Raw genomic sequence first — 12053 nt, forward strand, 5'->3', positions numbered from 1 at the left:
TGAGAGGTTAAGAGACATGGTGATTTCTTATAAATGTCCGGGCTGCGGGGATGACATGGCCTTTGACGCTGAATCCGGCACGCTGGCCTGCCGGAGCTGCGGGAGACAGGACAAGATTGAAAACATTCCGGAAGAATTAAAAACAGCGAGATTTACTGAAGACGAAGCAACAGAATATCATTGCCAAAACTGCGGCGCTATTTTGATCACTGAAAAAGAAACGACGGCTACCTCCTGCAGCTTTTGCGGGGGAGCGGCTGTGATCCCCGACCGCCTGTCCGGAAACCTTGCCCCGGCAAAGGTCATTCCTTTTACGATCAGCAAAGAGGAAGCGGCAGACGCGTTTCGCAAGTGGTGCAGAAAAGGGCTGTTAACACCAAAGGGCTTTATGTCGGCGGACCGGATTAAAAGCATCACAGGCATGTACGTTCCTTTCTGGATGTACGATTTAAACAGCAAAGTGCAGGTCAGCGCCCGCTGCACAAAGGTACATAGGTATACACAGGGCGACTACATCTATACGAAGACCGAACATTATGATGCGTTTCGCGATATCAATCTCGACTACATCAAAGTCCCGGTGGATGCATCAGAAAAGATGAACGATGAATTGATGGACAAATTGGAGCCTTATCCGTATGATCAGCTGAAAGATTTTAAAACGGCCTATTTGGCAGGCTACATCGCTGAAAAATATAATTACGATGATGAAGAGCTTTTTCCGCGGGCGAAAAGCAAAATCAGCGGCTACATCGAGTCATATATCGATTCCACCTTATCCGGATACAGCTCCGTCGATGTGAAAACGAAACACGTCGATACGCAAAAAATGAAAAGCTTTTATGTGCTTTTGCCCGTCTGGATGGTCAATTACAACTACAAACAAAAGGATTACATTTTTGCGATGAACGGACAAACGGGAAAAGTCGTCGGCAAGCCGCCGATCAGCTCATTTAAAGAAAAGATGTGGTTTAGCGGACTAGCTGTCTCCATATTTGCGGTCTGGAAAATCATCGCTGCTGTGATGGGAGGCGGGGCATGATGAGAAATTTATTGAGAAGCGCAATGATCCTATGTATGATTTTCCTTGTCTTCATCCCTATAGCCTCCGGTGCGGCAGCCTCTGAACAGAAGCGGTATGTTTATGATGAAGCCGGGCTTCTGACCAAACAGGAAATCGAGAAGCTGGAGACGCTGGCAGCTAAATTAGGCGCCGAACGGGAAACCGACTTTATCATTGTGACGACCCATGATACGAATAGCCGCGATGTGAAGAAATTTACTCAGGACTTCTATGACGAAAAAGCGCCCGGCTATCAGAAAAAGCATGGAAATGCAGCCGTGTTAACGGTTGATATGGAGCATAGAGAAGTCTATCTTGCCGGCTTTAAAAAGGCTGAAGAATATTTGAATGACGCCAGACTGGACAAAATTAGAGAAAAAATCACGCCGGATATATCTGACAATCATTATGAGACCGCATTCGAAATGTTTATGAAGGCGGCGTATGATGATATGGAGAAGAAACCATGGGCGGACAGCATCTTTTTTAAGACATGGTTTCAATTGCTTGTGTCAGCAGTCATCGCGGGAATTGCCGTCGCCATTATGAAATACAATTCAGGCGGCAGAGTGACCGTAAGTGCAAACACGTATATGAACGGTGATACTTCCGGAGTGATCAGAAAGAATGACGAGTACATCAGAACGACCGTCACAAAACAAAGAAAACCGTCCAATAATAAAAGCTCAGGCGGCGGAACGACGAGCGGAGGACATTCGCACAGCGGCAGCCGGGGAAGCTTTTAGAAAGGGAAAGGAAGAGCTCAATGGTGTTTTTTAAAAATCAATTTGCAAATGTAGTAGAGTGGGATGAATTTCGCGATGATATGATTTTCTACAAATGGAACAACCGCGAAATCAAAAAGGGGAGCCGGCTGATCATTCGTCCCGGTCAGGATGCCGTCTTTTTAAACAATGGAAAAATTGAAGGCATATTCCAAGATGAAGGCGACTATGATATTGAATCTGAAATTATTCCTTTTTTATCTACTTTAAAAGGTTTTAAATTTGGCTTTAACAGCGGGATGCGCGCCGAAGTCCTGTTTGTCAATACGAAGGAGTTTACCGTCAAATGGGGGACGAAGAATGCCATCAATATCCCGGCTGCAGGACTACCGGGTGGCATGCCGATCAGAGCGAACGGCACATTTAATTTTAAGGTGAATGATTATGTCGCATTAATCGATAAAATTGCCGGTGTGAAAGATCAGTATGTTGTGGAAGATATCAAAATACGGATCACATCTATCCTTGATCAGCTTTTGATGAAGTGGATCACAAAAGAAGGAAAAGATATGTTCAACCTTCAAGCCAACGCCTTTGATATCGCAAAAGGGATCAAGGAAGACCTTGATATGGAGATTGTCAGCGACGGCATGACGGTTACAGGCTTTAACATCATGAGTTTCAATTATCCGAAAGAAATCCAGGACATGATCACGAAGAACGCTTCCCACGGCATGGTTGGCGATCTGAACAGATATCAGCAGATCTCCATGACAGACGGCATGGCGTCAGGAAAGATGACAGGCGGCAGTGCCGCATCCGATATGGCCGGCATGATGATGGGAATGAACGTAGCGAACCAAATGATGAATCAGATGAACCAAAATCAGCAGGCGCAGACACCAACGCCCCAAAGCACGCCGCAGGCAGGGACAAAGCCGAACTTCTGTCCAAACTGTGGAACGAAAACGGGGGAAGCCAACTTCTGTCCGAACTGCGGGCAGAAACTTGTGTAAGCTGGTATCTTCTTTGTGAATGCATGAATACCAGACCGGCATGATTGCCGGCAGACCAAGCTGGAAAACAAATGGAGCAGAAGCTGATCCTGTTTCACAAGTCGGATCAATTGCATGATCAGAACGCCCGCCGTATTCTATATATAACAATGTGAGTGCCGGGTGAAAAGAATACGGCATACATCAATCAACGATGTACAGAATAATTAAAGGAAACAATGTGGAGGAAAAGCGACATGGAATTAGGCATCAGCACCTTTGTAGAAACGACCCCTGATATCAAAACCGGAAAAGCCATCAGCCATGCAGAGCGGCTGCGCGAAGTAGTGGAGGAGATCGTCCTTGCCGATCAGGTGGGCTTGGATGTATTCGGAGTTGGAGAGCATCATCGTCAAGATTACGCAGCTTCTTCTCCTGCCGTCGTCCTGGCCGCAGCGGCTGCACAGACGAAGCGCATCAGATTAACGAGCGCGGTCACCGTGCTGTCGTCGGCTGATCCCGTCCGTGTTTTTCAGGATTTTGCGACGCTCGACGGGATTTCAAACGGCAGGGCGGAAATCATGGCGGGCCGAGGGTCTTTCATCGAATCCTTTCCGCTGTTTGGATATGATTTAGATGATTATAATGAGCTCTTTGAAGAAAAGCTTGATCTGCTGCTCGAGCTGCAAAAGTCGGAAAGGGTCACATGGAGCGGCAAACATCGTCCGGCTATTCAAAATACAGGCGTGTACCCGCGCCCTGTTCAGAATCCGCTGCCTGTATGGATCGGAAGCGGCGGAAACCAGGAATCCGTCGTGCGCGCCGGCCTGCTCGGCCTGCCGCTGGTTCTCGCGATTATCGGGGGGAGTCCGCAGCATTTCGCCCCGCTTGTTGAGCTTTATTACAAAGCGGCGGAACATGCAGGGCATGATGCCTCAAAGCTGACAGTCGCTTCCCATTCCCACGGCTTTATTGCGGAGGATACCGAGACGGCCGCCGATCTGTTTTTCCCTTCCACCCAGCAGGCTATGAATACACTTGCGAGGGAGCGGGGCTGGGGGCCGTACAGCCGGTCGAGCTTCGATGCAGCCAGAAGCTTTGAAGGGGCGCTCTATGTAGGCGATCCCGAGACGGTGGCGGAAAAAATTATTCACCTGCGCAAGAATGTCGGGATCACCCGCTTTTTGCTTCACGTTCCGGTCGGTTCGATGCCGCACGAAGATGTCATGAAGGCGATTGAACTTTTTGGAACAAAAACGGCGCCGCTCGTCAGGGAAGAAGTATCCCGCTGGGAGGCAACCGAAAGATCATAATTATAAAAGGCCCGCGCTTTCTTTGCGCGGGCCTTTTATTTCATATAATGCTTTTTGAAATCCGGATGAATCGAAAATTTTCGGCGCAAATGGATCAGGTTTTCGCCGAAACTTTCCTCCAATACCTCTCTGTGCTTCTTCATGATTTCCATCAGATACAGATCATGAATCATCACTTCGGTAATCGGCATCACCAAGCCTACATGCATCGTCCAGGCTGCGCGGCTGTCTTTCCCGTGCGAGACAATGCCGGCCACGACTTCCGAATCGTCGACGCTGAATACAAGCCAGCGTCCGTCGTACTCTTCTGTAATTTGCGTGCTGCTGTCATGGAGATAGACATTGGCGAAATCAGCTTCAATGTCGCCGTACGCAATGATGGTGACGATGACGCCTTTTTTTGCGGCCTGCTTGAGTTCCGGCTCCAATTCAGGAAAATCCTCTTTCCAAATTTCGAGGAGAATCCTTTTTCCGGCTGATGATATACAAGCCTTTACTTTATCGATAATCTCGCTTCGTCCGGTGATGTTCCAAATATTTTCCCGGTCATTTGCAGTGCGCTCAAACTTCTCGAAATATTTTTCTGCCTGTTCAAAAGTCTCTTCCGCTTTCAGCCGCCGGTTTTTAATCAGTTCCTTGGCGGGAACGGGGATGTACTGCGGTGTGCCGCCGTAGCTGACAAAGATATCGCCGCGGATCACGAGGCTCTCCAGCACTTCGTATATTTTCGACCGGGGAACACCCGATTTTTTTGCCACCGCATAGCCTGTCAGCGGCGATTCTTCCAAAAGCGCCAAGTATGCTTTCGACTCATACTCGGTGAAATTCAGGTTTTTCAGTACGTCTAATATGTTTTCCTTCATAAGCCCTCCAGCTTCAACAAGAGTCGCTACCTTTGTCACTCATATTTTGCTGGATGTATTGATTTATTTCAAGTCCGCTGATACACTTTTTAATAAGTGGTTACTAAAGTAGTCACTATATAAAACCAGTATGGGGGGAGACATCTGATGGATAGCCTGCTGTCATACATATCGATTGCCGCCATGATGGTGGTGATACCAGGAGCAGATACGATGCTTGTGGTGAAAAACACGCTTCGCTACGGGCCGAACGCCGGGCGCTGCAATGTTCTCGGTTTGGCGACAGGGCTTTCTTTCTGGACGCTGATTGCCGTTCTCGGCTTAGCGGTGGTGATTGCGAAATCGGTGATTCTGTTCAATACGATCAAATACTTGGGGGCGGCCTATTTAATATATTTAGGCATTAAAAGCTTTTTCGCGAAAAAAATGTTTTCTTTGGAGGACATACAAGCCGAGAAGAACAAAACCGAAAACGCATCAAGCCGGCATTATAAGGATTCGTTTATGCAAGGATTGTTCAGCAACGTTCTCAATCCGAAAACTGTTTTGGTTTATATCACGATTATGCCTCAATTTATTAATTTAAGAGAAAGCGTCAACCAGCAGTTGATCATCCTCGCTTTAATCCTTACCTTTCTTGCTGTGTTTTGGTTCCTCATCCTCGTATATTTGATCGATTTCGCAAAAAAATGGCTGAGAAGCGTGAAATTCCAGAAGGTCTTTCAAAAAGCCGCGGGGCTGGTGCTTGTCGGGTTCGGCGTTAAAACGGGTTTGGATTGATATCGGTGAAGGAGTGAGTTTTGACTCGCTCTTTTTTTGTTTATTTGTCAACAATTATAGGGTGGAATAAGTGAGATAAAACAGATGTCTATGGTTATTCGTTGACATTTTGACAACGGTTCTATATATTTATACCGACTTGGCCTTTTGGCTGATAGATTGATACATTTTTAGTGTGAGAGGAGAAAGGCTCGTGGATGAACAAAAGAAAAATCAGCTGGGGGCGCTGCTGAAAGAGCATTTGCGAAAAAGATCATTATCTTTAAGAGAATTGAGCGAACGCACTCAAATCGATAAAGCGACCATCTCAAGAATCATCAATGGCAAAAGAAAAGCAAACCTGAACCATTTGCAAAGGTTTTCAGAAAGTCTCGGCGTTTCTTTTGATGAGATGATGACAGCGGCCGGCTATGCGATCGAGAAGACGAGGGAAAGCGAACGTCAGGATATTCACTCGTCAGTTGCCGAAATTGAAGATGTTTTGCAAACCTCAAATGTCTATGATCGGTCCTTTACCACGGAAGAACTGAAAAACAAATTGAATGAGTACGAACAATATTCCCAGACGGAAGAAGGAAAGCGTACCATTCTGGCTGAGTTTGAATCCAAAGTCGAGAAAGTCGCCGGCATTGGTCCTTTTCTGACCCGTTTGCACGACATGTACAGCCGATTTACCTCAGGGCGGGGGACGCCGCGTGAATTGCTGCTGATGGGCGGCGCTTTGCTGTATTTCATCGTTTCTGTTGATGTCATACCGGATTATATTTTTCCAATCGGCTATATTGATGATGCCGCAGCGGTTCAATTCGTTTTCAACCAGCTGTCACATAAATCATGATGGAGCATGTTACAGATGAAAAGAAAGCCTATCAACATTGACGTCAGCCTTCTGCTCATTCTATTTTGTTTGTTTATCATTAGTCTGCTGGCCGTTTACAGCGGGTCCGGCCAGTATGAAACACAGGACCCTTTTTATTTTGCGAAACGGCAGGTTTTTTGGTATCTTGTCGGGTTTGGCGTCATGGCGGGAACGGCCTACATCGACTATGAGCTGCTAGAACGATTGGCGCTTCGTTTATTTGCGGGAGCCGTTTTTCTTCTGATTCTCGTTCATTTTTTTGGAACTTATAAAAATGGTTCACAAAGGTGGATCAGCTTCGGAGTCATCGAAATCCAGCCTTCAGAATTTATGAAGATCATTTTGATTCTTCTGTTGGCTTCGATACTCAACCAATTTCAGCATAAAAGGTTCTCCTTCACGGAGAGCATCATACCGACGGGGAAAATCATGGTGTACACGGTGATTCCGTTTTTCTTCATATTGGTACAGCCTGATTTAGGGTCCGCATTGGTGATTTTGTCGATCGCATTCACGTTGATGCTTGTCTCGGGGATTTCGGGGAGAATGATCATGTCCTTGTCGCTTGGATTCATGGGATTGGTCGCCTTTTTGACGTATTTGCACAATCATTACTTTGAGATTTTTTCAAAGATAATTAAGCCTCACCAGCTTGACCGGATATACGGCTGGCTCAGTCCTCATGAACATGCTTCTACATATGGATACCAGCTGACGCAGGCGTTATTGGGGATCGGATCGGGCCAGATGTCAGGAAGCGGCTTTACTCATGGAACCCAAGTGCAGGGAGGGAAGATTCCGGAGGCTCATACCGATTTTATTTTCGCCGTGATTGGTGAAGAATTCGGCTTTTTGGGTGCCGTCACATTAGTCTGTCTCTATTTTCTGATGATCTACAGAATCATCAGGATCGCGATCTCGTCCAACAGTCTGTTCGGTCTTTATATATGTGCGGGGGTTGCGGGGTTGATTGTATTCCAAGTGTTCCAAAATATCGGGATGACGATCGGGTTAATGCCGATCACAGGGCTCGCTCTTCCGTTTATCAGCTATGGCGGCAGCGCGCTGCTGACCAACATGATCGCCTTAGGTCTCGTTTTCAGTGTGAATATCAGATCTAAACATTACATGTTTGGGAATGACTGGGGATGAAGGTGCACAAAATGATTCTTTCCCATCTAAAGAAACTGGATTATGTATTGATTGCTTCGGTTCTGTTTTTATCCTCGTTTGGCTTGCTGATGGTATACAGTGCCGGCTACCCCCTCGGATATATGAAGTATCATGATGGCAGCTATTTTTTTATGAAGCAGCTGCAGTGGCTGCTCATCGGTTTGACCTTTTTTTCGGCTGCCGTCTTTTTCCCTTACAAAGCTTACAGCAAACTCATCCGTTTTTTGGTGAAGCTTTCTTTTTTGCTGCTGATTCTCGTTTTGCTGCCGGGAATCGGGATGGAGAAAAACAATTCTCAAAGGTGGATTCAACTCGGTTCGCTCATGATCCAGCCGTCCGAGGCTGTGAAGCTTGTGATGGTTATTTATTTCGCCTATGTGTATGCAAAAAAGCAGAGATACATCGCCGATTTTGGAAAGGGCGTCATGCCGCCGCTGATCATTTTGGCCGCTGTGTTTTTTTTGATTTTAAAACAGCCCGACTTGGGCACCGCTGTTTCGATCCTGTTAAGCTGCGGAGCGGTTCTGTTGTGCGCCGGTCTCAGAATACGGCACTTGCTGCTTCTCGGAACAATGGCAGGGGCGGGCATCGCATATTTTGCTATGACAGCGTCGTACCGGTTAAAAAGGCTGACATCGTTCAGCGATCCTTTTCAAAATGAAAACGGAGACGGCTACCAGTTGATCAATTCCTACCTTGCCATTGATTCGGGCGGGGTATGGGGGAATGGATTGGGGAACAGCGTTCAAAAGCTGGGGTTTCTTCCTGAAGCCCATACGGATTTTATCATGGCGGTCATCAGTGAAGAACTCGGCGGTGTCGGGCTGTTGATGATCATCGGGGCCTACCTGTTGATCATGTTAAGAGGTGTTAAGATCGCTGCGCAAATCGATGATCCGTTTGGAAAGCTGCTGGCGGTCGGCATTACATTTCAGATCATGATTCAGGCATTATTTAACCTGGGCGCTGTTTTCGGCCTTCTTCCCATTACCGGAATTCCTCTTCCGTTTGTCAGCTACGGAGGTTCTTCGTTAATGTTCATGCTGACGTCAGCCGGGATATTGGTCAACCTCTCCTCACATGTGCAGCGGGGAGTAAAAAAAGAGGGGCCTTTCTGATGTAGAAAGGCCTTTTCCCGATTTTGAAGTTACGATTGACCAGATGATCCTGTCATCAGGAATTTATCTTCTCATATCGCATTTGACCGTGACTCCATTTTTATATAAACGCATCCATATTGATAAATAAAGGAAATCGTGATATATTCAAGGTGTGAAACAGAATAATCTTTAGATGAATGCGTAAACTGAAAAAAACCGGAAGATGCGGCAACATCTCCCGGAAGCAACAGAGAGGCTCCGTAAAAAGGAGTCGGCTCTATTTTTAGATCCCAATTAAAAAGTAAGATCGTCTTGGTGTGGGAATCAAGGGCGATCTTACTTTTTTTTGTCGTTCGATGACAGAATTGCCACGACAAGAATGCCGAAAGAGACCATGAGTTGCAACGCCTCTGATACTGTCACATGCTCACCCCCTTTCTCTCCAAGAGATGGAGGGTGAGCCGACCGCCCTTATATAGAACCGAACTGTTGCTACCCCTTATTATACCAAAAAGAAGAGGCGTTTCCATAAATGCCCTTTGTCAAGTGAATTTGAAAAAACGCAGTTTTTTAAATTTTTGTGGTCAAATACCGCTTTTTAGCCAAAAAACCCTGCAAATTTTTCCGTGCAAAAAAGGCCGGTTCATGAAACCCGGCCTTTTTTGATCTGTCTCATTTGTTCATTTATGCGGGACGCGCGGCAAAAATTTGAAAGGTAACGCCGAACGGATCGGTGACAATGCCGTAAGCGGGACTGAAATAAGTCTCCTTCAGCTCAAGCTTGACCTCGCCCCGCTCGCTCAGCTTGCCAAACAGCCGCTTGGCCGAAGAAACGTCAGCTGCCGTTACGCAAATGGACAATTGGTTTCCACTTTGGAAAGGCAGTTCAGGAATGATGTCGGCGATCATCATGACGGCGTCGCCGATTGTCAAAACGGCGTGTGCGATGAAAGCCAATTCGTCATCCTTAAAATTCGCCGCCTCATCTGCGGGGCCTTCGCCAATCGTCTGACTGAACTTTACTTCAGCCTCGAGTACATCACGATAATAATCAATCGCTTCCTTTGCTCTTCCATTCATCAGGATGTAAGGTGTAAATTGCGTTTTCATAGAGCGAACATCTCCTTTTTTTGTTGATCTAAGAAGATTGTATATTATAATAGTGACAACTTATGTCATGGTTAAAAAATGATTGGAGGTTTTCATGTCTAAAGCGAAACGATTGAATGAAATGATCATGATGGTAAACCGGAAAAAACGATTTACGGTCGGGGAGCTGGCGCAGGAATTCGGCGTTTCCAAGAGAACGGTTTTAAGGGATTTGCAAGAGCTCAGCGAAATGGGGGTGCCCCTCTATTCTGAAACCGGCCCCCACGGAGGGTATCAAGTGTTAAATGAAAGGATTCTTCCTCCCATCGCCTTCAGCGAGAACGAAGCGATCGCCATCTTCTTTGCGATCGATGCGCTGAAGCATTATATATCCCTGCCGTTTGACGCTCAGTACGACTCCATCAAAAAGAAATTTTATTTGAACCTTACAGGAGACATCCGGAATGCGATTGACAGTATGAAGGATCGCGTTGCTTTTTATACGCCTTATGAGCAAAAAGACGACATTCCGGTCTTAAAGGTGCTGCTTGAAGCGGCAGTTCAGCAAAAGGTGTTGATCATCGAATATGAAGCAAATGGCGCAGCAAGCAAGAGAAACATTCAGCCGATCGGAATCTATGCCAATCAAGGGAAGTGGTATTGCCCGGCTTACTGTTTTTTAAGACAAGACTACCGCATCTTCAGGTGCGACCGGATTAAGCGGGCCGAACTTGATGAACATACGGCCCCGCTTGATTTGACCGGTCTTAATTTAAAGAACCGTTTTTCAGCTGTGTCCCGGCCAAGGGAGACATTGGAATTATCAGCGGAGCTGACAAAAAAAGGAGTAGAACGGCACGGTTCACTCAAATGGCCACACCTTGAGCTGGATGTAAAAGAAGACGGGTCCGGCGTGCTGAAAGGAGAAATCGCGCCGAAGGATATTGATTTTTTTGCGGATTATTTCATTTCATTCGGCCGGGAAGCAATTATTCAGAAGCCTTCCGAATTAATCGAAAGGATGAAGCGGACATTATCCGACATGCTGAAACAATACGGCTAAAATGAAGACTCCGGTCAGACTGATCACGAAGACCCCAGCCTGCGTTTTTCCTGCATTTACAGCCCCTCAAAAAAAGCGTGAAGACGCACGTCTCATTCATCATTCCGTTAACGACACTCTCAGGAATTGAGAGTGTCTTATTTTTGCCGTCAGAAGAAATTTTTACCCAAAAAAGTTGACGGGGGATTTAAAAGTGGGTATCATTACAAATATGAAATAAATATTACATTTGTGTTACAAAAGAAAATGATATGTTACGAGTTTAAAAGAAGATTGACAAAGGAGCATGCTTATGAAAAAAGCGATGGCTATTTTAGGATTCCTTGTACTCACAGCATCGCTGCTATTCATCATCAATAAAGGAACATCTCAAATAAACGCTTCACAAAATAGAAAAGCCGCGATTCACACGGAATATTACAAAGACATCAGTTCGCTTTCTTTTCCGGTATTCAGCGATTTGAAGGAAGAAGATGCCCAGCTGGCCAACGAAGCGGTAAAACTTCATTTAAAAAACTCTTATAAAGAATTTCAAAAAATCGTTAAAGATGCCGAAAAGAAGGATAAGGACGAGGAGAACGTCTATGAAACGTCCTACAAAGTCAAATACAACGAGGAAGGCAAACTGAGTTTTTTAATCTATGACTATCAGTTCTCCGGCGGCGCGCACGGCATGTACACCGCTACATCCTACAACTTTGACTTTGACAAGCGCAAACAAGTCGTGCTGACTGACGTATTAAACAATCAGGCAAAAATCGAAAAAGCAAAAAACTATATTTTCAGCTATATCAACGAACATCCGGAACAGTTTTATTCTGATCTTAAAAAGAGCGATATCCGCTTGGATGAACACACGGCTTTCTATTATACAAGCAGCGGAATTTCAATTGTATTTCAGCAGTATGATATCGCCCCGTATGCGGCCGGAAATCAGGAAATAAAGCTTCCGTCGACGCTTTTATATTAGTCCCGGTATGAGAAACAATATTTGTAATAGAAACAGAGAAAGCAAGTCATGAAACAGGAG

At 45.8% G+C, this 12053-nt stretch carries 12 protein-coding genes; 10 read left to right on the forward strand and 2 right to left on the reverse strand.

The features are described 5' to 3' along the window. Window positions 1-16: 16 nt before the first annotated feature. From MHH76_RS03480 to MHH76_RS03495, 4 genes are all read left to right on the forward strand, one after another. Window positions 17-1042, forward strand: coding sequence for a TFIIB-type zinc ribbon-containing protein (locus MHH76_RS03480; protein ID WP_020450382.1), 1026 nt, complete (start codon window positions 17-19; stop codon window positions 1040-1042). Continuing rightward, on the forward strand, window positions 1042-1809 hold the full coding sequence (locus MHH76_RS03485; RefSeq protein ID WP_025811966.1) for a TPM domain-containing protein: 768 nt from the start codon (window positions 1042-1044) through the stop codon (window positions 1807-1809). The genes MHH76_RS03480 and MHH76_RS03485 overlap by 1 nt, the downstream gene beginning before the upstream one ends. Before the next feature lie 20 nt (window positions 1810-1829). Further along, window positions 1830-2804, forward strand: a complete 975-nt coding sequence (locus MHH76_RS03490; RefSeq protein ID WP_020450384.1) for an SPFH domain-containing protein — start codon at window positions 1830-1832, stop codon at window positions 2802-2804. Between the two features lie 236 nt (window positions 2805-3040). Then, complete coding sequence (locus tag MHH76_RS03495) at window positions 3041-4096, forward strand: LLM class flavin-dependent oxidoreductase (RefSeq protein ID WP_020450385.1); 1056 nt, start codon at window positions 3041-3043, stop codon at window positions 4094-4096. Between the two features lie 35 nt (window positions 4097-4131). Here the strand turns inward: MHH76_RS03495 and MHH76_RS03500 are convergent, their stop codons facing one another. Then, window positions 4132-4959, reverse strand: a complete 828-nt coding sequence (locus MHH76_RS03500; protein WP_020450386.1) for a TrmB family transcriptional regulator — start codon at window positions 4957-4959, stop codon at window positions 4132-4134. A 147-nt stretch (window positions 4960-5106) separates the two neighbouring features. Here MHH76_RS03500 and MHH76_RS03505 point away from each other — a divergent pair, with 147 nt between their 5' ends. The 4 genes from MHH76_RS03505 to ftsW all read left to right on the forward strand — a co-directional run bounded on the left by MHH76_RS03505 (window position 5107) and on the right by ftsW (window position 8889). Further along, complete coding sequence (locus tag MHH76_RS03505) at window positions 5107-5739, forward strand: homoserine/threonine efflux transporter (RefSeq protein ID WP_020450387.1); 633 nt, start codon at window positions 5107-5109, stop codon at window positions 5737-5739. Between the two features lie 193 nt (window positions 5740-5932). Next, window positions 5933-6577: a helix-turn-helix domain-containing protein gene (locus MHH76_RS03510; RefSeq protein ID WP_020450388.1), complete on the forward strand. Its 645-nt coding sequence runs from the start codon at window positions 5933-5935 to the stop codon at window positions 6575-6577. 15 nt (window positions 6578-6592) lie between these two features. Then, a complete protein-coding gene (rodA, locus tag MHH76_RS03515) occupies window positions 6593-7750 on the forward strand; it encodes a rod shape-determining protein RodA (protein WP_020450389.1) in 1158 nt (385 codons plus the stop codon). Continuing rightward, entirely contained in the window at window positions 7747-8889 is a 1143-nt protein-coding gene (gene ftsW, locus MHH76_RS03520) for a putative lipid II flippase FtsW (RefSeq protein WP_020450390.1), read from the forward strand. The genes rodA and ftsW overlap by 4 nt, the downstream gene beginning before the upstream one ends. A 666-nt stretch (window positions 8890-9555) precedes the next feature. Here ftsW and MHH76_RS03525 read toward each other — a convergent pair. Further along, window positions 9556-9981, reverse strand: coding sequence for a VOC family protein (locus MHH76_RS03525; RefSeq protein ID WP_020450393.1), 426 nt, complete (start codon window positions 9979-9981; stop codon window positions 9556-9558). A 94-nt stretch (window positions 9982-10075) separates the two neighbouring features. Between MHH76_RS03525 and MHH76_RS03530 the strand changes: the two genes are divergently transcribed. Together MHH76_RS03530 and MHH76_RS03535 are read left to right on the forward strand one after the other, a co-directional pair. After that, window positions 10076-11023 carry a YafY family protein gene (locus MHH76_RS03530; RefSeq protein WP_020450394.1) on the forward strand — a complete coding sequence of 316 codons (948 nt, stop codon included), beginning with the start codon at window positions 10076-10078 and terminating at the stop codon, window positions 11021-11023. Between the two features lie 292 nt (window positions 11024-11315). Beyond that, window positions 11316-11993, forward strand: a complete 678-nt coding sequence (locus MHH76_RS03535) for a DUF3298 and DUF4163 domain-containing protein (protein ID WP_020450395.1) — start codon at window positions 11316-11318, stop codon at window positions 11991-11993. The last annotated feature ends 60 nt before the right edge of the window (window positions 11994-12053 follow it).

The sequence above is a fragment of the Bacillus sp. FSL L8-0193 genome (assembly GCF_037976065.1).
GTDB classification, from domain to species: Bacteria; Bacillota; Bacilli; order Bacillales; family Bacillaceae; genus Bacillus; species Bacillus paralicheniformis.